5 protein-coding genes are annotated in these 24,349 nt (G+C 76.3%); 4 read left to right on the top strand and 1 reads right to left on the bottom strand.

Features of this window, described 5'->3' with window-relative positions; translation table 11 throughout:
- Window positions 1–148 precede the first annotated feature (148 nt).
- The 3 genes from AB0883_RS30045 (at window position 149) to AB0883_RS30035 (ending at window position 17,650) form a co-directional block, all read left to right on the top strand.
- A complete protein-coding gene (locus tag AB0883_RS30045) occupies window positions 149–15,076 on the top strand; it encodes an SDR family NAD(P)-dependent oxidoreductase (RefSeq protein WP_366644653.1) in 14,928 nt (4,975 codons plus the stop codon).
- 79 nt (window positions 15,077–15,155) lie between these two features.
- Window positions 15,156–16,733, top strand: coding sequence for a bifunctional 3-(3-hydroxy-phenyl)propionate/3-hydroxycinnamic acid hydroxylase (locus AB0883_RS30040; RefSeq protein ID WP_366644652.1), 1,578 nt, complete (start codon window positions 15,156–15,158; stop codon window positions 16,731–16,733).
- Between the two features lie 29 nt (window positions 16,734–16,762).
- Window positions 16,763–17,650 (top strand): methyltransferase domain-containing protein, encoded by an 888-nt coding sequence (locus AB0883_RS30035; protein ID WP_366644651.1) that lies wholly within the window; start codon window positions 16,763–16,765, stop codon window positions 17,648–17,650.
- A gap of 70 nt (window positions 17,651–17,720) precedes the next feature.
- Here AB0883_RS30035 and AB0883_RS30030 read toward each other — a convergent pair whose 3' ends face one another.
- The gene (locus tag AB0883_RS30030) at window positions 17,721–18,482 is read right to left on the bottom strand and encodes an alpha/beta fold hydrolase (protein ID WP_366644650.1); all 762 of its coding nucleotides are present in this window, start codon (window positions 18,480–18,482) and stop codon (window positions 17,721–17,723) included.
- Window positions 18,483–18,766: 284 nt separating this feature from the next.
- Between AB0883_RS30030 and AB0883_RS30025 the strand changes: the two genes are divergently transcribed.
- Window positions 18,767–24,319 carry a type I polyketide synthase gene (locus AB0883_RS30025; protein ID WP_366644649.1) on the top strand — a complete coding sequence of 1,851 codons (5,553 nt, stop codon included), beginning with the start codon at window positions 18,767–18,769 and terminating at the stop codon, window positions 24,317–24,319.
- Window positions 24,320–24,349 lie beyond the last annotated feature (30 nt).

Genomic DNA, 24,349 nt, shown 5'->3' with positions numbered 1-24,349 from the left:
CACCACCGGATCAGCGGTCCGAACTGGGGACGACTTAGGGGGTGACAGGGGTAGGACACCGGCAGGGTGCTCGGAAGACTTGGGCCGCTACGGCGAGCGGGGTCTACGCCGCGGATGAGAAGTCTCGCCGACGGACGGATGTGGTGACATGCTTCGGAGCGACCTGATCCAGCCGTTGTCCGATCTGATCGAGGCGCACGCCGCCAGGTTGGGGAACAAGGTCGCGTTCCGTGACGACCGACGGGCGGTCGGATACGCCGACCTGGCGGCGCGGACCCGTCGGCTGGCCGGTCACCTGGCGGCGTCCGGGGTGGGGCGGGGCGACCGGGTGGCCTTCTGCCTCGGCAACCGCGTGGAGACAGTGGAGACCTGGCTGGCCGTGACGCGGGCCGCCGCGGTCGGCGTGCCGGTGAACCCGCACAGCACCGACGCGGAACTGGCCCACCTGCTGGACGACTCCGGCGCGGTGCTGGTGGTCACCGACCCGCGGCACCTCGACCAGCTGCTGCGGCTGCGCGCCGACCGGCCGGCCCTGCGGGTCGTCGTCACCGGGGACGGCCCGGCGCCCGCCGGCGTCACCGCGTGGCGTGACCTGGTCGACACCGAGCCGGGTGTGGACGCCCGCGACGACCTGGGCCTCGACGAGGTCGCCTGGATGCTCTACACCTCCGGCACCACCGGCCGGCCCAAGGGCGTGCTCTCCACCCAGCGCACCTGCCTCTGGTCCGTCGCCGCCTGCTACGTGCCGATCCCCGGGCTCACCGACGCCGACCGGGTGGTCTGGCCGCTGCCGCTGTTCCACAGCCTCTCCCACATCGGGTGCGTGCTCAGCGTGACCGCCGTCGGCGCCACGGCCCGGCTCATCGACGGCTTCTCCGCCGACGACGTGCTGCGCGCGGTCGACGAGGACGAGGCCACCGTGCTGGCCGGGGTGCCGGCCATGTACCACCACCTGGTCACCGCCGCCCGGGAGAGCGGCTTCCGCGCCCCGGCCCTGCGGGTCTGCCTGGTCGGCGGGGCGATCACCACCGGCGCGCTGCGCCGGGCGTTCGACGAGGTCTTCGACGCGCCGCTGCTCGACGCGTACGGCAGCACGGAGACCTGCGGCTCGATCGCCGTCACCCGGCCGGACCAGCCCCGCGTCGAGGGGTCCTGCGGGCGCGCGGTGCCCGGCGTCGAGGTACGCCTGGTCAGCCCGCAGACCGGCCTGGACGTGCCGACCGGCGCCGAGGGTGAGGTCTGGGTCAGCGGGCCGAGCGTCATGCTCGGCTACCACGGCCTGCCGGAGGTCACCGCCGCCGCCCTGCGCGACGGCTGGTACCGCACCGGTGACCTGGCCCGTCGCGACGCCGACGGCAACATCTTCGTCACCGGGCGGCACCAGGAACTGATCATCCGGGGTGGCGAGAAGATCCACCCGGCCGAGGTGGAGGAGGCCCTGCGCGGGGTGCCCGGCGTCGCCGACGTGGCGGTGACCGGCCGGCCGCACGACGTGCTCGGCGAGGTGCCGGTGGCGTTCGTGGTGCCCGGGCCGGAGGGCTTCGACCCCCGGGCCGGGTACGCGGCCTGCCGGGAGAAGCTCTCCTACCACAAGGTCCCGGAGGAGCTGTACGAGATCGGGCAGGTGCCCCGTACCGCCTCCGGCAAGGTCACCCGCCGACTCCTGCTCGACCGGCCGGCGCGGCTGCGGGCGGTCAACGGCAGCCACCACGAGGCGCTGAGCGTGCTCGCCTGGCGGCCGCTCGACCTGGCCGCCGTACCGCCGGTCGAAGCGCCCGTCCCGACGGCCGCGCAGGCCCCCGCCGCCCACGCCCGCCACTGGGCGCTCGTCGGTCGCGGGAGCGAGGCGCTGGTGGAACCGCTGCGCGCGGCGTCGCCGGGCGACCGGTTCCGGCCGCACCCTGACCTGGCCGCCCTGCGCGACGCCCCGGACGTGCCCGACGTGACGGTGCTCCTGGTCGAGCCGGCCGACGCCGTCGCGGCGGGCCTCGCCGACCGGCTGCGCGGCTGGCTCGACGACGACCGGTTCGCCGGTACCCTGCTGGTGCTGCTGACCGGCCCGGCCGGCGAAGCCGCCGCGAGCGACGGGCCCGGTGACACGGCCCCCGGGAGCGCCGCCACCGCGTCCGGCGTGGCCGCCGGGCGGCCCGAGCCCGATCCGGCGGCCGGCGCGGTCCAGGCCCTCGGGCGCAGCCTGCAGGCCGCGTACCCGGACCGGATCGTGCTGGTCGACCGCGACGCCGGAGACGGTTCCACCGCCCTGCTCCCCGCCGTGGTGGACGCCGGCGCCGCGCAGGTCGCGCTGCGGGCCGGCGCCGCCCTGCACGCGGTCCTCGTGCCCGCCCCCGCGGCCGTGCCGGCGCGGCCGGTGACCGTTGCCGACCCGGACCGCCCGGTCCTGATCACCGGCGCCGACGGGGCGACCGGCGCGGCGCTGGCCCGACACCTCGTCGCCGCGCACCGCGTCCGCCGGCTGCGGCTGCTCCACATCGGCGCCACGCCCGGGACCGCCCTGGCGGACCTGGTCGCCGAACTCGTCGCCGCCGGCGCCGACGCCGCCGCGCTGCCCGCGGACCGGGCGGGCGACGAGCCGCCCGGCGGGGTCCTCCTCTGCCCGTCCGACGACGACCTGACCGGCGACGAGGCCGTGGCCCGGCTGCTCCGCCTCGCCGGGACGCTGGACGCCGCGACCCGGCACCCGGCCGCCGCGTTCACCGTCCTCGCCCCGTCCGCCCTGCTGCTGGGCGCCGCCGGCCAGGAGCGGGCCGCCTCGGCCGTCGGCGCCCTGCACGCCCTGGCCGCCCGCCGCCGGGCCGCCGGTCTCCCGGCCCGGGTCGTCGGCACGACCGCGCGCGCCGACCGGGAGCCGTCGCCCGCCACCGCCCACCCGGGGGAGGGCAGCGGCGCCGCGCGGGCCGCCGCACGCGCCGACCTCGCCGCGTTCGACGTGGCCCACGACGGCGACGACCTGGTCCTGCTCGCCCGTCCGGCGGGCCACGCCGACGCCGCGCACCCCGCCTGGCGTACGCCCGTCGCGGCGGCTCGCGACGCCACGGACGACCGGGACGCCGCCGAGTTGCGCCGCCGGCTGGCCGGGCTGAGCACCGCCGAGGGGGACCGGCTCCTGCTGGATCTGGTCCGCGCCGCCACGGCCGAGGTGGCCGGCCTGCCCGGCCCGGCCGCGGTGCGCCCCGGCCGGGCCTTCAAGGAACTCGGCTTCACCTCGGTCAGCGCGGTCGCCCTGCGCGACCGGCTGGCCCGGGCCACCGGGGTACGGCTCTCCGCCACGGCCGCGTTCGACCGGCCCAGCCCGGACGCTCTCGCCCGGCACCTCGCCGCCCGGCTGCGCGGCGGCACCGGGCAGCCGGGCCCCGCGGCGGACCGGCCGTCCGCGCCGTCCACGGTGGACGACCCGGTCGTCGTCGTGGCCATGGCCTGCCGGCTCCCCGGCGGTGTCGCCTCCCCCGAACAGCTGTGGGACCTGGTCGACGAGGGCCGGGAGGGGCTGACGGAGTTCCCCACCGACCGGGGCTGGGACCTGGCGCACCTGTTCTCCGACGACGCCGACCGTCCCGGCACCTCGTACGTCCGGGTGGGCGGCTTTTTGACCGACGCGGCGGACTTCGACGCGACCCTGTTCGCGATCAGCCCGCGCGAGGCGCTGGCCATGGACCCGCAGCAGCGGCTGCTGCTGGAGACGTCCTGGGAGCTGTTCGAACGGGCCGGCATCGACCCCACCTCGCTGCGCGGCAGCGCCACCGGGGTCTTCACCGGCGTCATGCACCACGACTACGCCGCGAACCTGCGCCAGGCGCCGCCCGGCACCGAGGGCTACCTCGGCGTCGGCACCGCCGGCAGCGTCGTCTCCGGTCGCGTCGCCTACGCGCTGGGGCTGGAGGGACCGGCGGTCACCGTCGACACGGCGTGCTCGTCGTCGCTGGTCGCGCTGCACCTGGCCGCTCAGGCGCTGCGCGCGGGCGACTGCTCCCTCGCCGTGGCCGGCGGCGTGGCGGTGATGGGCACCCCGCAGGCGTTCGTGGAGTTCAGCCGGCAGCGCGGGCTCGCCCCGGACGGCCGGTGCAAGGCGTTCGGCGAGGGCGCCGACGGCACCGGCTGGTCCGAGGGCGTCGCCGTGCTGCTGCTGGAGCGGCTCTCCGACGCCCGCCGGCGCGGACACCCCGTCCTCGCCGTGCTGCGCGGCTCCGCCGTCAACTCCGACGGCGCGTCCAACGGGCTCACCGCCCCCAACGGGCCCGCCCAGGAGCGGGTCATCCGCCGGGCGCTGGACGCGGCCGGGCTCTCCACCGCCGACGTGGACGTCGTCGAGGCGCACGGCACCGGCACCCGGCTGGGCGACCCGATCGAGGCGCAGGCGCTGCTCGCCACGTACGGGGCGGGACGCGGCGACGCCGAACCGCTGCGGCTGGGCTCGCTGAAGTCCAACCTCGGCCACACCCAGGCCGCCGCCGGGGCCGCCGGGGTGATCAAGATGGTGCTCGCGATGCGGCACGGAAAGCTGCCCCGCACCCTGCACGTGGACGCCCCGACGTCGGAGGTGGACTGGTCCGCCGGCGCCGTCGAGGTGCTCACCGAGGCCCGCCCGTGGCCCGAGGTGCGACGCCCCCGCCGGGCCGGCGTCTCGTCGTTCGGCATCAGCGGCACCAACGCCCACGTCATCGTCGAGGCGCCCCCCGCCGATCCGCCGTCGTCCGGGGCCGCGGACCGGCAGTCGTCGTCCGGGGTCGCGGACCGGCAGCCGTCGTCCGGAGTCGCGGACCGGCAGGCGTCGCCCGGGGCGGCCTCCGCCACCCGGCGGCCGCCCGTGCCGTGGCTGCTCGCGGCGGCCACCGGCGAGGCGCTGCGTGACCAGGCGGCCCGCCTGCTGACCTGGCTCGACGGGCCCGGGGCGGACGCCGACCCCGCCGACGTCGGGCACGCGCTCGCCACCACCCGCGCCGCCCTCGAACACCGGGCCGTGGTGCTGGCCGGCGACCCGGCCACCGCCCGGACGGCCCTGACCGCGCTGACCCGGGGGGAGCCGGACCCGGACGGGCCGACCGTGCTGACCGGCCGGGTCGTCGACGGCCAGCTCGGCCTGCTCTTCGGCGGGCAGGGCGGCCAGCGCGCCGGCATGGGCCGCGAGCTGCACGCCACGTACCCGGTCTTCGCCGACGCCTTCGACGCCGCCTGCGCCGAACTCGACCGCTGCCTCGCCGGCCACGCCCCGCACCCGGTCGCGGACGTCGTCCTCGCCGCCGAGGGCGGCGAACTGGCCGACCTGCTCGACCAGACCCTCTACACCCAGCCGGGGCTGTTCGCCTTCGAGGTGGCGCTGTACCGCCTCCTGGAGTCCTGGGGGGTACGCCCCGACGCGGTGCTCGGCCACTCCGTCGGCGAACTGGCCGCGGCGCACGTGGCCGGGGTGTTCCCGTTGGCCGACGCGGCGGCGCTCGTCGCCGCCCGGGCCCGGCTCATGCAGCAGCTGCCCGCCGGGGGCGCGATGGTCGCCGTCGAGGCCGACGAGGCCGAGGTCGCCGCCCACCTGACCGACCGGGTGGGCCTCGCCGCCGTCAACGGCCCCACCAGCGTGGTCGTCTCCGGCGACACCGACGCGGTGCTGGCCGTCGCGGCCACCCTGCGCGCCGCCGGGCGTCGCACCAGCCGGCTGCGGGTGTCGCACGCGTTCCACTCGCCGCGCATGGAGCCGATGCTCGACGAGTTCCGCGCGGTGGCCGCCGGCCTCACGTACCGCACGCCGCACCTGCCGGTGGTGTCCAACCTGACCGGTCACCCCGTCGACCCGGCCCGGCTCTGCTCGCCCGACTACTGGGTGGCGCACGTCCGGGGCACCGTCCGCTTCCACGACGGCGTACGGGCCCTGCACGGGCAGGGCGTCACCACCTTCCTGGAGATCGGCCCGGCCGGTGTGCTCACCGCGATGGCCCAGGACTGCCTCGTCGCCGAGGCCGACGAGCTGGCCTTCGTCCCCGCCGTCCGGGGCACCGCCGGCGAGGCCGAGGCGCTGCTCGCCGCCGTGGCGCGGCTGCACGTCCGGGGCGTCGCCGTGGACCGCGCCGCCCTCGCCGGCCCTGGGCCGCACCGCCGCGTCGACCTGCCCACGTACGCCTTCCAGCGCCGGCACTACTGGCTGCCCGTCTCGGCCGTGGCCGGCGGCCCGGTCGGCGTCGGGCTGGCCGACGCCGGGCACCCGCTGCTCGGCGGCGTGCTGCCGGTCGCCGGCACCGGGCAGGTGGTCTGCACCGGGCAGGTCTCCGTGGCCACCCAGCCGTGGCTGGCCGCCCCCGGTGACGACACCGCCGCGCTGCTGCCCGCCACCGCCCTGCTGGACATGCTCACCCACCTCGGCGAACAGCTCGGCACCCCGACGGTGGAGCGGCTGCGCGTCCCCGACCCGGTGCCGCTGCCCGCCGAGCCGACCCTCGAGGTGCAGGTCGGCGTCTCCGCGCCGGACGAGCACCGGCGCCGGGTGGCGCACTGCCACGTCCGGGCCGGCGAGGGGCAGCCGTGGCGGGAGGTCGCCGAGGCCGTGCTCGGCCCGGTCGACCCGGAGAGCGGGCGGGGCGCCCTCGCCCCGACCTGGCCGCCGACCGGGGCCCGGCCGGTGGACCTGACCGCCCCGCAGCACCGCGCGCTGGTCGGGGAGCTGGCCCGGGCCGCGTGGGTCGCCGCCGATCGGCTCTTCGTCGACGTACGCCTGCCCGAGGACGCCCGGGACCCGGACGCCGAGCGGTACGGCGTGCACCCGCTGGTGCTGGAGGCGGCCCTGCGCCTGCTCCCGCTCGCCGACTTCGCGCCCGGCGCCGGCGTCGACGCCACGCCCACCGCCCGGCTGCTGCCCACCGAGTGGGCGGGGGTGCGCCGCCACGCCGTCGGGGCGCACGCGCTGCGCGTCTGCCTGGCCCCCGCCGGGGCGGACGCGGTGACGCTGAGCGCCGTCGACGACGCGGGCGTGCCCGTGCTCGACGTGGACCGGGTGGTGCTGCGGACCCTGGACCTGCCGCCCATTGCCGCGCCGGCGCCCGCGTCCGCGCCCGCCGGGCTGTACGCCGTCGACTGGCTGCCCGCGGCGTTCCCGGCGACGCCGGCGCCCTCCTGGACGCTCGCCGACGGCACGCCCCCGGACGGACCTCTGCCGCCGCTGCTGGTGCTGCGGGTCGGCGACGGCGAGCCGGGCCGGTCGGTGCCCGACCGGGCGCACGCCGTCGGCCTCGCCGTGCTCGGCGTGCTCCAGAGCTGGCTGGTCGACCCCCGCGCGGAGACCACCCGCCTGGCCCTCGCCGTGCGCGACGGCGACCCGGTGCACGCGCCGGTGGTCGGGCTGGTCCGGGTCGCCCAGGCCGAGCAGCCCGACCGGTTCCTGCTGCTCAGCCTCGACGCCACCGACGACGCGACCGTCCGTTCTGCGCTGGCCGTCGCCGGGGACGAGCCCGAGATCGCCGTCCGCGACGGCCGTGTCCTGCTGCCCCGGCTCCGCCCGGTCGACCAGCCCCCGGCCGGCACGCCGCTCGCGGCGCTGGCCGGCGGCACCGTGCTGGTCACCGGCGGCACCGGCGGGATCGGCCGGCACGTCGCCACCCACCTCGCCACCGTGCACGGCGTCGCCGAGCTGGTCCTGGTCAGCCGCACCGGCCGGGCCGGCGACTGGACGACCGCGCTGACCGACGCCGGCGTCACCGTCCGGGTGGTCGCGGCCGACGTCGCCGACCGGGCGGCGCTCGCCGGGATCGTCGCGCCGCTGGCCGACCGGCTGGTCGCCGTCGTGCACGCCGCCGGGGCCACCGACGACGCGCTGCTCACCGACCTCGACCCGGCCCGCTGGGGGCGGGCCCTGCGGTCCAAGGTGCACGGCGCGTGGCACCTGCACGAGCTCACCGCCGGCCTCGACCTGGCCGCGTTCGTGCTCTTCTCCTCGGCCGCCGCCACCTTCGGCAGCCCCGGTCAGGGCAACTACGCGGCCGGCAACGCGTTCCTCGACGCGCTCGCCGCGCACCGCCGCGCCCAGGGGCTCCCGGCGACCGCACTGGCCTGGGGGCTGTGGGCCGCGCAGGACGGGATGGCCGGCCGGCTCACCCCGGCGGACCTGGCCCGGCTCGCCCGGGGCGGCACCCGCCCCCTCGACACGGCCGCCGGGCTGGCGCTGTTCGACGCCGCCCTGCACGTTGACCGGCCGACGCTGGTGCCGATCGGGCTCGACCTGGCCGCCGTGCGGACCTCCGGCGAGGTGCCCGCCCTGCTGCGGGCGCTGTTGCCCCCGCCGCCCCGCCGGGCCGTCAACGCCGACGCCGCGCCCGCCGCCGCCAAGGGCTTCGCCGACCGGCTGGCCGAACTGGCCGAACCCGACCGCGCCGCCCTGCTGCTGGACCTCGTACGCACCCGGTGCGCCACCGTGGTCGGGCACACCGGCCCCGACGACGTCGAGCCGCGCCGCCCGTTCAAGGAACTCGGCTTCGACTCGCTGATGGCCGTGGAGCTGAGCAACCGGCTCACCGCCGTCACCGGCGTCCGGCTCGCCCCGCACGCCGTGTTCAACCACCCCACCCCGGAGCTGCTCGCCGCGCACCTGCACGCCCGGCTGCTCGGCACCGCCGCCACCGAGGTCACCGACGCGAGCACCGTCGCCCTGGACGAGCCGGTCGCCATCGTCGCGATGGCCTGCCGGTTCCCCGGCGGCATCGGCTCCCCGGAGGAGCTGTGGCGGCTGCTCGACGCGGGCGCCGACGTCATCGGCGACCTGCCCGGCGACCGGGGCTGGCCGCTGGCCGACCTCTACGACCCGGTGCCCGGCACGCCCGGCCGGACGTACGTGCGGGCCGGCGGATTCCTCACCGGGATCGCCGACTTCGACGCCGCGTTCTTCGGCATCAGCCCCCGCGAGGCCCTCGCGATGGACCCGCAGCACCGGCTGCTGCTGGAGACCTCCTGGGAGGCGTTGGAACGCGGCGGCATCGACCCGGCCACCCTGCGGGGCAGCCGCACCGGCGTCTTCGCCGGCACCCACGGGCAGGACTACGGCGACCAGGTCGCCCCCGGGGTCGTCTCCGACGACGGCGAGGTCACCGCCGACGAGGGGCACCTGCTCACCGGTACGGCCGGCAGCGTCCTCTCCGGCCGGGTCGCGTACGCGCTCGGGCTGGAGGGGCCGGCGGTCACCGTCGACACCGCCTGCTCGGCGTCCCTGGTGGCGCTGCACCTGGCCGTCCAGGCGCTGCGGCAGGGCGACTGCGACCTGGCCCTGGCCGGCGGCGTGTCGGTGATGTCCACCCCCGCCGGGCTGACCGGTTTCAGCCGTCAGCGCGGTCTCGCCGCCGACGGGCGGTGCAAGGCGTTCGCCGAGGACGCCGACGGCTTCGGCATGTCCGAGGGCGTCGGGATGCTGGTGGTGGAGCGCCTCTCCGACGCCCGCCGCCGGGGCCACCCGGTCCTCGCCGTGGTCCGTGGCTCGGCGGTCAACCAGGACGGCGCCTCCAACGGGCTCACCGCCCCGAACGGGCCGTCGCAGGAACGGGTCATCCGGGCCGCGCTGGGCGCCGCCGGGCTGAGCGCCGCCGAGGTGGACGTGGTGGAGGCGCACGGCACCGGCACGTCGCTCGGCGACCCCATCGAGGCGGAGGCGATCCTCGCCACCTACGGGCAGCGCCCGGCCGACGCCCCGCCGGTGCTGCTGGGCTCGGTCAAGTCCAACCTCGGGCACACCCAGGCCGCGGCCGGCGTGGCCGGGGTGCTCAAGATGGTCCTCGCCATGCGGCACGGCCGGCTGCCCCGCACCCTGCACGCCGAGCGCCGCAGCTCGCGCGTCGACTGGGACTCGGGCTCGCTGGAACTGCTCACCGAGGCCCGCCCGTGGCCCGTGGCGGACCGGCCGGCGCGGGCCGGTGTCTCGTCGTTCGGTATCAGCGGCACCAACGCCCACGTCATCGTCGAGGCGGTCGCCGAACCGACGCCGGCCCCCGACGCCGACGCCGCAGCGACGCCACCGGAGGCGTACGCGCTGCCGTGGCTGCTCTCCGCGCGTAGCCCGGAGGCGCTCGTCGGTCAGGCCCGCCGGCTGCGGGAACACCTCGCGGAGCGGCCCGACCAGCGGCCCATAGACGTGGCCTGGTCGCTGGCCACCAGCCGGAGCACCTTCGACTCCCGGGCGGTGCTGGTCGGCGCCGACCCGGACCGGCTCGCCGCCGCCCTCGACGCCCTCGCCGAGGGCCGGCCCGACCCGGCGGTGACGCGGGGCGAGGCCCGGCCCGCCGGCCGGTGCGTCTTCGTCTTCCCCGGGCAGGGCTCCCAGTGGCTCGGCATGGGGCTGGACCTGCTCGACCAGGCCCCCGTGTTCGCCGAACGCATGGCGGCCTGCGACGCGGCGCTGCGGCCGCACCTGGACTGGTCGCTGCTGGACGTGCTGCGCCAGGCGCCCGGCGCGCCCGGCCTCGACGAGGTCGACGTGGTGCAGCCGGCCCTGTTCGCGATGATGGTGTCGCTGGCCGAGCTGTGGCGCTCCCACGGCGTGCAGCCGGCCGCCGTGGTCGGCCACTCGCAGGGCGAGATCGCCGCCGCCTGCGTCGCCGGGGTGCTCTCCCTGCCCGACGCCGCCCGGGTGGTGGCGCTGCGCAGCCGGGCGCTGCGGGCCCTGGCCGGCCACGGGGCGATGGCCTCCGTCGCGCTCCCCGCCGACACGGTCCGCGACCGGATCGCCCGGCTCGGCGACCGGATCTCGGTCGCCGCCGTGAACGGCCCGGCCGCCGTCGTGGTGTCCGGCGAGCCGGCGGCGGTGGAGGAACTCCTCGCCGAACTGGCCGGCGAGCAGACCCGGGTCCGGCGGATCGCCGTCGACTACGCCTCGCACTCCGCCCAGGTGGAACGCATCCGCGACGAGTTGGCCGAGGTGCTGGCGGGCATCGCCCCCGGCCCGGCGGCCGTGCCGCTCTTCTCCACCACCGACCTGCGCTGGCTCGACGGCGAGGAGATGGGGCCGGACTACTGGTACCGCAACCTGCGGCAGCCGGTCGAGCTGGAGCAGGCGATCCGCTCGCTGGCCGCCCAGGGCCACGACACGTACGTCGAGTGCAGCCCACACCCGGTGCTCACCGTGGGCATCGAGGAGACCCTCGCCGGCCACGACGGCGAGAGCGTGGTGGTCGGCTCGGTGCAACGCGACCAGGGCGACCGGGCGCGGTTCCTGCTCTCCCTGGCCCAGCTGCACGTGTGCGGGGTCGCGGTGGACTGGCGGCCCGCCCTGGCCGGCGGCCGGCGGGTCGACCTGCCCACGTACGCGTTCGCCCACCGCCGCTACTGGCCGCGGCCCGTCTCCGGCCCCGGCGACGTCGGCGCCGCCGGCCTGGACGCCGCCGGGCATCCGCTGCTCGGGGCGTCGGTCGCGCTGGCCGAGGCGAGGGGCCACCTGTTCACCGGGCGGCTGTCGACCGACGCGCAGCCGTGGCTGGCCGACCACCGGGTCACCGACAGCGTGCTGGTGCCCGGCACCGGCCTGGTGGAACTCTGCCTCCGCGCCGGCGACGAGATCGGCCTGCCACTCCTCGACGAGTTGGTCATCGAGGCCCCGCTGACCCTGCCCGCCGACGGCGCGACGCAGGTGCAGGTGACGGTCGGCGCGGGCGACGGGGACGGGCGCCGCCCGGTGACCGTGCACTCCCGGCCCGCCGACGGCCCGGCCGCCGGGCCGTGGACCCGGCACGCCAGCGCCACCCTCTGCGCCGACCAGCCCGCCGCGTCGCCGCAGCCCACCACGTGGCCGCCGCGCGACGCCCGCCCCGTCGACCTGACCGGCTTCTACGCCGGGCTGGCCGCCGACGGCTACGCGTACGGGCCGGCGTTCCAGGGGCTGCGCGCGGTGTGGACCAGCGGCGACGAGGTCTACGCCGAGGTGGAGCTGCCGGCGGCCCAGCGGGTCGACGCCGACCGGTACGGCCTGCACCCCGCCCTGCTCGACGCCGCCCTGCACGCCGCGCACTTCGGCGGTCTCGCCGAGGCCGGGGCCGGCCGGCTGCTGCTGCCGTTCGCCTGGAACGGCGTCACCCTGCACGCCACCGGCGCGACCGCCCTGCGGGTGCGGCTCACCCAGGTCGGGCCGTACGCCATCGCGCTGACCGCCGCCGATCCGACCGGCGCCCCGGTCGCCGAGGTGACCGCCCTGACGATGCGGCCCATCTCCGCCGCGGAGCTGGCCGTCACCGACGACCGCGCCACCCGCGACGCCCTGTTCCGGCTCGACTGGACGCCGCTGCCGCCGGTCGACGCGGCCACCCCGGTCGACGCCGTGGCCGTCGCCCCCGGCCTGGACGGGTTCCCGCTGCACCCCGGGCTGGACGGGCTCGCCGACGCCGTCGACGCGGGACTGGCCCTGCCCGGGGCGGTGCTCGTGCCGCTCGACGCGGACCCCGCGCAGCCCACCCCCCGCGCGGCGCGCCACGCCGCCGTACGGGCCCTCGACCTGGTCCGGCGCTGGCTCACGGAGCCCCGCTGGGCGGCGTCGCGGCTGCTGCTGGTGACCCGGGGCGCGGTGGCCGTGCACCACGCCGGCGAGGTGACCGACCCGGCCGCCGCGGCGGCGTGGGGGCTGGTCCGCTCCGCCCAGTCGGAGAACCCGGACCAGGTCGTCGTCGTCGACGTGGACGGCGACGGGATCGGCCCCGACCAGGTCGCCGCCCTGCTGGCGGCGGCCGAGCCGCAGGCGGCGGTCCGGGGCGGCACGGCGTACGTGCCACGGCTGGCGCGGGCCGGTTCGGCCGGCGAACTCGCCGCACCGCCCGCCGCCGCGTGGCGCCTGGACGCGCCGGTGCGCGGCAGCCTGGAGAACCTCACCCTGGTTCCCACCGACGCGGCCGACGTCGCCCTCGGCTCCCGCGAGGTCCGGGTCCGCGTCCGCGCCGCCGGCCTGAACTTCCGCGACGTGCTCAACGCGCTCGGCCTCTATCCGGGCGACGCGGGACCGCTCGGCGGCGAGGGCGCCGGCGAGGTCGTCGAGGTGGGCGCCGAGGTGACCGACCTGCGGCCCGGCGACCGGGTGTTCGGCGTGTTCGTGGGCTGCTTCGGGCCCGTCGCGGTCACCGACCGCCGGCTGCTGGCCCCGATGCCGGCCGGCTGGTCGTTCGTCGAGGCCGCCTCCGTGCCGGTGGTCTTCCTGACCGCGTACCACGGGCTGGTCAACCTGGCCGGGCTCGGCCGGGGCGAGTCGGTGCTGGTGCACGCGGCGGCCGGCGGCGTCGGCATGGCCGCCGTGCAGCTCGCCCGGCACCTCGGCGCCGAGGTGTACGCCACCGCCAGCCCCGCCAAGTGGGACGCCCTGCGGTCGATGGGCATCGACGAGGAGCACCTGGCCTCGTCTAGGACCCTCGACTTCGAGACCCGCTTCGCCGAGGCCACCGGCGGACGGGGCGTCGACGTGGTGCTGGACTCACTGGCCCGCGAGTTCGTCGACGCCTCGCTGCGGCTGCTGCCGCGCGGCGGGCGGTTCGTCGAGATGGGCAAGACGGACATCCGCGACGCCGCCCGGGTCGCCGCCGACCACCCCGGGGTGGCCTACACCGCCTTCGACCTGACCCTTGAGGACCCCGACGAGGTGCAGCGCATGCTCGTCGTGCTGCTGGGGCTCTTCGAACGGGGGACGCTCACCCCGCTGCCCACCCAGGTGTGGGACGTCCGCCAGGCGCCGGAGGCGTTCCGGCACGTCAGCCAGGCCCGGCACGTCGGCAAGGTGGTGCTCACCATGCCGCGGGCCTGGGACCCCGACGGCACCGTGCTGCTGACCGGCGGGACCGGGACCCTGGGCGGGCTGGTCGCCCGGCGACTGGTCGAGACGCACGGCGTACGGCGGCTGCTGCTGGTCAGCCGCCGCGGCGAGTCGGCACCCGGCGCGGCCGAGACGGTCGCCGAGCTGCGCGCCCTGGGCGCCGAGGCCACGGTGGTGGCGGCCGACGTGGCCGACCGGGACAGCCTGGCCCGGGTCCTGGCCGCGGTACCGGCGCGGCACCCGTTGACCGCGGTCGTGCACCTCGCCGGGGTGCTCGACGACGGGATCGTCACCGCCCTCACCCCGCAGCGTGTCGACACCGTTTTCGCGCCGAAGCTCGACGCCGCGTGGCACCTGCACGAGCTCACCCGCCACCTCGACCTGGCCGGGTTCGTGCTGTTCTCCTCCGGGGCGGGCGTCTTCGGCGTACCCGGTCAGGCCAACTACGCGGCGGCCAACGCGTTCCTCGACGCGCTCGCGCTGGCGCGCCGGGCCGAGGGCCTGGCGGGCCGGTCGTTCGCCTGGGGGCTGTGGGAGCAGGCCAGCGAGATGACCGCCAAGCTGGACCGCTCCGACCCCCGGATCACCGCCCGGGACGGGCAGCTCGCGATCCCGTCCGACCTGGGGATGGCCCTGTTCGACGCGGGCCTGCGGCTGGCCGAGCCGGTGCTGGTGCCGACCAGGATCGACGTCGCCGCGCTCGGCGAACGGGTCGAGCGGCCCCCGGCCCTGCTGCGCGGGCTGATGCGACGGGAACGGCCGAGCGCCCGGTCGAGCGCCCCGACCGGCGGCGGGCGCACCCTCGCCGACGAACTGGCGGCACTGGCCGGGCCCGACCGCCACGGCCTGGTGGTCGACCTGGTACGCGAGCAGGCGGCGAGCGTGCTCGGGCACGGCAGCCGCGCGGCCGTCGCCCCCGGCCGGGCGTTCAGCCAGATCGGCTTCGACTCGTTGACCGCCGTCGAGCTGCGCAACCGGCTGACCACGGCGACCGGCCTGCGCCTGCCGGCCACGCTGATCTTCGACTACCCGGACCCGAACGAGCTGGCCACGTTCCTCGTGTCGCAGCTGGCGCCGGACACCGGCCCGGCGGACCCGCCGGTCCTCGTGGACCTGGAGAACCTGGAACGGTCGCTGACCGAGGCCAGCGTCGAGGCCGAGCTGCATGCCCAGATCGGGTCCCGGTTGGAGGTGCTCATCGCCAAGTGGCGCACGATGCGCGCCGGCTCGGGCGGCGACCCCGACCCCGACCTCGACCTCGAACTGGCCAGCGACGACGACCTCTTCGACCTCATCGACTCCGAACTCGGTCTCTGATGGCCCTCCGGCCGCCCCGCACGGCGCGAGCCGTCCCTTCCGACACCGTGTCCGACCGACCCCCGAGGAACCGATACCGATGCTGATGACCGACGTCCTGATCGTGGGCTACGGCCCCGTCGGTGAGATGCTCACGATCCTGCTGGCGCAGCGAGGGCTCACCGTCACGGCGGTCGAGCGTTGGGCCACCCCGTACAACTTCCCCCGCGCGGTCTCGTACGACGGGGAGGCGAGCCGGATCCTGGCCGCCGCCGGCGTCGCCGACCGGCTCGGCCCGGTGGTGGAGTCGTCGGGCGAGTACACCTTCAAGAACGGCTTCGGCCGGACCCTGCTGCACGTCAAGGTGACCGGCGACGGCCCTATGGGCTGGCCCGACTCGGTCTCCTTCTACCAGCCCGGGCTGGAGGCGCTGCTCGCCGAGCGGGGAGCGGAGCTGCCGGGCGTGACGGTGCTGCGCCCGTACCAGGTGACCGGCCTGGTGGAGCGCGACGACCGGGTCGAGGTCACCATCGCCGGGCCGGAGGGCGAAGAGGTCCGCGCGGCCCGCTGGGTCGTCGGCTGCGACGGGGCCAACAGCTTCGTCCGGGAACACCTGGGCAGCGGCGTCACCGACCTCGGCTTCACGTACGACTGGCTGGTCTGCGACGTGGTGCCGCACGAGGCCCGCGAGTTCAAGCCGAACAACCTCCAGGTCTGCGACCCGGCGCGCCCCCGCACGGCCGTGTCGGCCGGCCCGGGGCACCGGCGCTGGGAGTTCATGCGGGTGCCGGGGGAGAGCCGGGAGGAGTTCGAGACCGTCGAGAGCGTGTGGCGGCTGCTCGGCCTCTTCGACATCACGCCCGACAACGCGACCCTGGAGCGGTACGGCGTCTACACCACCCAGGCGTGCTCGGCCGACCGCTGGCGCTCCGGCCGGATCCTGATCGCCGGCGACGCGGCGCACGTGATGCCGCCCTTCATGGGCCAGGGCATGAGCTCGGGTTTCCGGGACGCCCTCAACCTCGCCTGGAAGCTCGACCTGGTGCACCGCGGCCTGGCCGACGAGGCGCTGCTGGACACCTACCAGGAGGAGCGCTGCGCGCACGTGCAGCACGCCATCCGGATGTCCATGGACTCGGGCACGGTGATCTGCGAGACCGACCGCACCGCCGCGGCCGGCCGGGACGCCGTCATGCTCGCCGAACTGCGCCGGCGCACCTCCCGGCCGCGCACCCGTTCCCTGCTGGAGCCCCTGGCCGGCGGGGTCCTGCACGGCCGTACGGCCGACGCCCCCGCCGCCGGCGCGGGCGTGCCGATGCCGCAGGGGCGCGTCGAGGTCGACGGTCGCGTCGGGCTCTTCGACGAGGTCGTCGGCACCGGCTTCGTCCTGGTCTGCGCGGAGGACCCCGACGGCCTGCTCGACGTGGAAGCCCGGGCCTTCCTGGACTCGCTCGGCGCCCGGGTCGTCCGGGTCGTCCCCGCCGGCGCGCCCGCCCCCGGGCCCGGCGCCGCGCCGACCGCCTTCGACCTCGACGACGTGTACCTGTCCCACCTCAAGCGGTACGACGCTGCGGCGGTGCTCGTCCGGCCCGACTTCTACGTCTTCGGCACGGCCGCCGACCCGGCCGGTGTGCCCGCGCTCGTCGAGGACCTGCGCCAGCAGGTCCGGCGCGGCTGATCGGCATCCATCCACCGGAAGGAACCCACATGTTCGAGAACCTGAAGATCGCCGGCCGGGCGATCCGCACGGTCTTCACCGCCGACCCCATCACCCGGGTCCGGCGTTTCTACGAGATCCAGTCGCCCGACGTGGAGTTCGCGGCCCGCCGTACCCACTACATGAACGTGGGTTACTGGGAGGACGGGGTCACCGACCTCGACACGGCCGCCGAGGCGCTGGCCGACAAGCTGGCCGACGCCGCCGGGCTCAAGCCGGACGACACCGTGCTCGACGTGGGCTTCGGCTACGCCGACCAGGACTTCAAGTGGCTGCGCGAGCGCCGGGTCGCCAAGGTGTACGGCCTGAACATCACCCCGCACCACGTCGAGGCGGCGCAGCGCCGGGCGCAGGAGGAGGGGCTCGCGGACCGGACCGACTTCCGGCTGGGCAGCGCCACCGAACTGCCCTTCGAGGACAACACCTTCGACCGGGTCGTCGCCCTGGAGTCGGCCTTCCACTTCTACCCGCGCAGCGCGTTCTTCGCCGAGGCGCTGCGGGTGCTCCGCCCGGGTGGCGTGCTGGCCACGGCCGACATCATCCCGGTCAGCGGGGACGTCGTGCGGGCGGCCATCCAGTCCGGCCCGCTGAGCTTCGTCAAGTTCAGCATCCCGAAGGAGAACTGGCACGACCGGGACACGTACCGGCAGGAGCTGGTCGAGGCCGGCTTCGCCAACCCGGAGGTGCACTCCATCAAGGACCGCACCTGGGAGGGCTGGCGGGCGTACATGGCGGGACGGACCGACGACCCCGAGTTCCGCGCCGTCGTCAAGCCCGCCGTGCGCAAGAGCATGGCCGCGCACTGGAAGAACCAGGACCTCATGAAGCGCGAGATGGCGCAGCTCGACTACGTGATCGCGGTCGGCCACAAGCGGTGACGCCCCGCACGGACGAGGGGCCCGCCGACCGGTCGCGACACCGGTGGACGGGCCCCTCGGCCGGTGGAGGTCAGGTGGCCGACGCCCCGGTCAGGGCCGTCGAGATGGCCCGCAGGACCGCCGGCTGGTGCTCGGCCAGGAAGAAGTGCCCGCCCGGGTAGACCTTGAGGTCGAACGGCCCGGTGGTGTGGGTCGACCAGGCCTTGGCCTCCTCGACCGTCGTCTTCGGGTCGTCGTCGCCGGTGAAGACGGTGATCGGGCAGCTCAGCGGCGGACCCGGCCGGTAGGTGTAGGTTTCCGCGGCCCGGTAGTCGCTGCGGATCGCCGGCAGCGCGGCCCGCAGCATCTCCGGGTCCCCGAGGATGGCGGAGTTGGTGCCGCTCAGCTTCCGGACGTCGGCCAGCAGGCCCTCGTCGTCGAGCAGGTGCACCGTCTCGTGCCGCGCCTGGGACGGTGCCCGGCGTCCGGACGCGAACAGGTGCGCCGCCGTACCGCCGTCCTGCTCGATCAGCCGGGCGAGCTCGAAGCCGACGCTGGCCCCCATGCTGTGCCCGAAGATGGCCACCGGCTCGTCCAGCCACGGCCGCAGCACGGTGTGGACCTCCCGCGCGAGCTGGTGGATGTCACCGATGCACTTCTCGTGGCGCCGGTCCTGCCGGCCCGGGTACTGGATCGACAGCACCTCGACGGCGGGGGAGAGGCTGCGGGAGACGGGAAAGTAGAAGCTGGCCGACCCGCCGGCGTGGGGCAGGCACACCAACCGCCTGGCGCCACCCGGAGCCGGGTGGAAGCGTCGCACCCACAAGCCGTTGTCGGTATCTGGCGTGGTCATCCTTGGCGGTCCTTCCGGCGGCTGCGGTTCCCGACCGGATCGACGCAGACCCGGTCGAGGCGACGCTAGTGCGACGGGTGGGGACCGGACACCCCTAGCTGGCCCGTTGCCTGGTTAGGGGTTGTCCGCGCTCGCGCACACCCAATAACTTCTCCCCGCAGATGGGGATCTGCGTGGCTCTCGGCCGAGCGAGCCGAACGACAGATACAGGTGTCGCCTGAGACTTCTGCGCATTCGTACCGTCGCTTACGTCGAGTCTCCGCCGTGAATCGCGATGGGCTGGGTTGATGGACACCGAAGAGAAGCTCCGGGAGTACCTGAAGAGAGTCACCGCCGACCTGCGGCGGACCCGGCAACGGCTCCGGGACGTCGAGGCCGAGGCGCAGCAGCCGATCGCGATCGTCGGCACCGGCTGCCGGTTCCCGGGCGGCGTACGCACGGCCGAGGAACTGTGGGAGCTCGTCGCGGCCGGCGGCGACGCCATCGCCTCCTTCCCCACCGACCGCGGCTGGGACCTGGACACGCTCTACGACCCCGAGCGCTCCCGGCCGGGCACCTCCTCGGTCCGCGAGGGCGGATTCGTGCCCGACGCCGCCGAGTTCGACCCCCGGCTGTTCGGGGTCTCGCCGCGCGAGGCCCTCGCGATGGACCCGCAGCAGCGGCTGCTGCTGGAGACGTCGTGGGAGGCCGTCGAGTCGGCGGGCATCGACCCCACCAGCCTGAAGGGCGCCCGCGTCGGGGTCTTCGCCGGCATGACCCACAGCGGGTACGCCCACCCGCCGGAGACCCCGCCGGCGGGCGTGGAGGACTACCTGGGCCTCGGCAACGCGGGCAGCATCGCCTCGGGGCGGGTGGCGTACTCGTTCGGTTTCGAGGGGCCGGCGGTGACGGTGGACACGGCGTGTTCGTCGTCGTTGGTGGCGTTGCACCTGGCGGTGCAGGCGCTGCGGTCGGGCGAGTGCGACCTCGCGCTGGCCGGCGGCGTGACGGTGATGCCCACCCCGGCGGTGTTCGTCGACTTCACCCGGCAGGGCAACCTGTCCCCGGTGGCCCGGTGCCGGGCGTTCGCCGACGCGGCGGACGGCACGGCCCTCGCCGAGGGCGTGGGCGTGCTGCTGGTGCAGCGCCTGTCGGACGCGCAACGCGACGGGCGCCGGATTCTGGCGGTGGTGCGGGGTTCGGCGGTGAATCAGGACGGTGCGTCGAACGGGTTGACGGCGCCGAATGGTCCGTCGCAGCAGCGGGTGATCCGTCAGGCCCTCGCGAGTGCGGGGTTGTCGGCGGCCGATGTGGACGTGGTGGAGGCGCACGGTACGGGTACGACGTTGGGTGATCCGATCGAGGCGCAGGCGTTGTTGGCGACGTACGGGCAGGGTCGGGATGTGCCGTTGTTGCTCGGGTCGGTGAAGTCGAACATCGGTCACACGCAGGCGGCTGCGGGGGTGGCGGGCATCATCAAGATGATCTTGGCGATGCGGGCGGGTGTGGTGCCGGCGACGCTGCACGTGGATGCGCCGTCGTCGCATGTGGACTGGTCGTCCGGTGCGGTGGAGCTGGTGACGCAGACGCGTGAGTGGCCGGCGGTGGAGCGTCCCCGGCGTGCGGGCGTGTCGTCGTTCGGCATCTCCGGCACCAACGCGCACGTGATCCTGGAACAGCCGGAACCCGGGACCGATCCCGAGGTCGAGGCGGAGCCGGCGGCGGGCCCCGCGGGGCTGCCGGTGCCGTGGGTGGTGTCGGGGCGCTCGGAGCGGGGTCTGGCGGGTCAGGCCGCGCGGTTGGCGTCGTTCGTGCGGGACCGTTCCGACCTTGCGCCAGTGGATGTGTCGTGGTCGTTGGCGACGACTCGGGCGGCGTTGGAGCACCGGGCGGTGGTGTGGGGCTCGGACGTCGACGAGCTGGTCGCCGGTCTGTCGGCGGTGGCCGAGGGCCGGGCGGCGGTGTCGGGTGTGGTGTCGGCGGGTCGTCGGGCGGTGTTGTTCACGGGTCAGGGCTCGCAGCGCGCGGGTATGGGCCGGAAGTTGTACGAGGCGTTCCCGGTGTTCGCGTCGTCGTTCGACGCGGTGTGCGCTGGGTTTGACGGGTGTCTGCCGCGTGGGTTGCGGGAGGTGGTGTTCGCGGAGGCGGGCTCGGCCGAGGCCGCTTTGGTGGATCAGACCGTCTTCGCGCAGGCGGGGTTGTTCGCGGTGGAGGTGGCGTTGTGGGAGTTGTTGGCGTCGTGGGGTGTGCGGGCGGATTTCCTGGCGGGTCATTCGATTGGTGAGGTGACGGCGGCGTACGTGGCGGGGATGTTGTCGCTGCCGGATGCGTGCACGCTGGTGGCGGCGCGGGGCCGGTTGATGCAGGCGTTGCCGTCGGGTGGGGTGATGGCGGCGGTCGGTGCGTCGGAGACCGACGTGCGGGGGGTCATCGACGCTGCGGGCGCGGGCGTGGACATCGCGGCGGTGAACGGTCCGGCGTCGGTGGTGGTCTCGGGAGCGGTCGACGAGGTGGCCTCGGTGGTGGCCACCGCCCGCGAGCGGGGTTGGCGGGTCAAGGAGTTGTCGGTCAGTCACGCGTTCCACTCGCGGTTGATGGAGCCGATGCTGGACGAGTTCGCCTCGGTGGTGGCGGGGCTGGACTGGCGGTCGCCGAAGGTGCCGATCGTGTCGAACGTGACCGGTGCGGTGGCGGACGCCGCAGAGATCACCGACCCGGGCTACTGGGTGCGGCACGTGCGGCAGCCCGTCCGGTTCGCCGACGCGGTGCGGACCCTGCACCAGCAGGACGTGACGCACTTCCTGGAGGTCGGCCCCGACGCCGTGCTCACCGCGATGGCACAGGACTGCGTCGAGGAGACCGGCGACATCCGGTTCACCGCCACGCTGCGTGCCGGCCACCCCGAGCCCGCCACGCTGCGCACCGCCCTGGCCGAGCGGTACGTCACCGGCGGCCACGTCGACTGGGCCGGGTACCTCACCGGCGCCGGGGCCCGACCCCGCACCGTGGCCCTGCCCACGTACGCCTTCGACCACCAGCGCTACTGGCTCAACGTCACCACCGCCGGCGCGGGGGCGCCCGGGCTCGGCGTCCGCCCCGTCGACCACGCGCTGCTCGACGCCGCCGTACGTGTGGCCGACGACGACGTACGGGTCTTCGGCGCCGAACTCTCCGCGCGGACCCACCCGTGGCTCGCCGAACACGTCGTCTGGGACTCGGTCGTGGTGCCCGGCGCCGCCCTGGTCGAGATGGTGCTGCACGCGGGTGCGCAGGTCGGCTGCGACGCGCTGGACGAGCTGACCCTGGAGGCGCCGCTGGCGCTCGCCGAGCAGGCCACCCGGTCGGTGCAGGTGAAGCTGGGCACGGCGGACGAGGAGGGACGCCGGCCGGTCACCATCCACTCGCGGGCCGCGGCCGACCCGGACGGGGAGTGGGAACGCCACGCGGCGGGCGTCCTCGCACCCGCCGCACCGCAGCCCGACGGGCCCGAGCCGGCGCCCTGGCCGCCCACCGCCGCCACCGTCGTCGCGGCCGACGAGGTCTACACCGAGCTGTCCCGCCTGGGCGTCGAGTACGGCCCGCTCTTCCGTGGCCTGCGCGCCGTCTGGCGTACCGACGACGAGGTGTGCGCCGAGGTGGCGGTGCCCGACGGCACCGAGGTCACCGGCTTCGGCATCCACCCCGCGCTGCTGGACGCGGCGCTGCACGTCGTCGGCCTGCTCGACGAGGACCAGGAGGCGTCCGGCGTACGGCTGCCCTTCGCCTGGACCGGCGTCACCCTCTCGGCGGTCGGCGCGACCGCGCTGCGGGTGCGCGCCCGGCGCAGCGGCGGCGGGGTCACCCTGACCCTGACCGACCCGGCCGGCGCCCCCGTCGCCCGGATCGCCTCCCTGGTCTCCCGGCCCGTGACCGCCGACCAGGTACGCGGCGCCGGCGCGGGCGTCGACTCGCTGTTCGACGTCGCCTGGCAGGCCGTGCCGGTGGGCGCCCCGGCGACCGGGCGCGCGGTGCTCCTCGGCGACGCCCCGGCCGACCTGTCGGGACTCGCCCGGTACGGGCTCACCGCGCTGGCCGAGGCGGTCGACGCCGGCCTGCTCGACCAGGAGCTGGTGCTGCTCGCGGCGTACGCCGACGACGAGCGCGCCCCGGTCCCCGCCGCGACCCGGACCCGGCTCGCCGCCGTGCTGACCGCCGTGCAGGGCTGGCTTGCCGACGACCGGCTGGCGGAGCGGCGGCTGGTCGTGCTGACCCGGGGGGCCGTCCCCGCCGGTGACGACGGCCGGCCGACCGACCTGCCCGGCGCCGCGGTCTGGGGCCTGCTGCGCTCGGCCCAGGCGGAGCACCCCGACCGCTTCGTGCTGGTCGACCTCGACGGGGCGCGGCGACCGGAGCCCCGGACCGTGGACCTGGTGACCCGCGCGGTCGCCACGGGCGAACCCCAACTGGCGGTCCGGGACGACCGGGTGCTGGCGCCCCGGCTCACGCCCGCCGTCCTCGACCCGGCGCTGGCCGCCGAACTCGACCCCGACGGGACGGTCCTGCTCACCGGGGCCACCGGCGCCCTCGGCGGCCTGCTGGCCCGGCACCTGGTCGCCGCGCACAAAGTGCGCCACCTGCTGCTGGTCAGCCGGCGCGGGTCGGACGCCCCCGGCGCGGCGGAGCTGCTGAGCGAGCTGACCGAGTTGGGCGCGCAGGCCCGGTTGGTGGCCGGCGACGTGGCGGACCGGGACTCCCTCGCTGCGCTGCTGGCCGCCGTCCCCGCCGAGCACCCGCTCACCGGCGTGGTCCACGCCGCCGGTGTCCTCGACGACGCGGTGATCTCGGCGCTGACCCCCGAGCGGGTGTCCGCGGTGCTCTCCGCCAAGGCCGACGCCGCCTGGCACCTGCACGAGCTGACCCGGGGGCGGAACCTGGCGATGTTCGTCCTCTTCTCGTCGGTCGCCGGCGTCCTCGGCGGCCCCGGGCAGGGCAACTACGCCGCCGCGAACGCGTTCCTGGACGGCCTCGCCCAGCACCGGCGCGTCGCGGGCCTCGCCGCCACCTCCCTGGCCTGGGGGCTCTGGGCCGCCGACAGCGGGATGACCGGCGCCCTCGACGCCGCCCAGCGGCAGCGGATGAGCCGCAACGGCCTCAGCCCGCTCGACACGGACCAGGCGCTGCGCCTCTTCGACGCCAGCCTGCGCGGCGGCCGCCCCCACCTGGTGCCGGCGCTGCTCGACCCCGCCGCGCTGCGCCGCCAGGCCGACGCCGGCCAGCTCCCGGCGCCGCTGCGCGGCCTGGTCCGGGCCCGGCGGCGCGTCGTCGACGGCGGCGGCGACGGCGGGCCGTCCTTCGCGCAGCGGCTGGCCGGCACGCCCGAGGCCGAGCGCGGCCGGCTGGTGGAGGACCTGGTCAAGGCGCAGGTCATCGAGGTGCTCGGCTTCCCGCCGGCCACCGTCGTGCCCTCTGGGCAGACGTTCACCGGCCTCGGCTTCGACTCGCTGACCGCGGTGGAGCTGCGTAACCGGCTGACCGCCCTCACCGGGATCCGGCTGCCGGCGAGCCTGATCTTCGACTGCCCCACGCCCGCCGCCCTCGCCGACTTCCTGCTGGTCGACGCCGCCCCGCCGGCGCCCGAAGCGGGCCTGCTGGCCGAGCTGGACCGGCTGGAGGCCGCGTTCGCCGCGACCGGGCCGGAGGAGCTGGAACGACTGGCCGGCGACGACGAGACGCGGACCGCCGTGGCGGTCCGCCTCCGGGCGCTGGTCACCAGGTGGAGCGACGCCACCGACCGGCCGGCGGACGTCAGCCAGGCCCTCGACGACGCCTCGGACGACGAGCTGTTCGACTTCATCGACCAGAAGTTCGGCCGATCCTGACCACGAGTCCGCCGCTTGCCCCTTAGCGAC

This window comes from Micromonospora sp. NPDC047812, from assembly GCF_040704175.1.
Lineage (GTDB): Bacteria > Actinomycetota > Actinomycetes > Mycobacteriales > Micromonosporaceae > Micromonospora.
Note: the sequence above shows the minus strand (reverse complement) of the source record. Positions and strands in the feature narration are given on the sequence as shown.

Bases quoted from the DNA above. Each gene is read 5' to 3' on its own strand.
- AB0883_RS30045 (WP_366644653.1), top strand. From the start codon at position 149: ATGCTTCGGAGCGACCTGATCCAGCCGTTGTCCGATCTGATCGAGGCG.
- AB0883_RS30040 (WP_366644652.1), top strand. From the start codon at position 15,156: ATGCTGATGACCGACGTCCTGATCGTGGGCTACGGCCCCGTCGGTGAG.
- AB0883_RS30035 (WP_366644651.1), top strand. From the start codon at position 16,763: ATGTTCGAGAACCTGAAGATCGCCGGCCGGGCGATCCGCACGGTCTTC.
- AB0883_RS30030 (WP_366644650.1), bottom strand. From the start codon at position 18,482: ATGACCACGCCAGATACCGACAACGGCTTGTGGGTGCGACGCTTCCAC.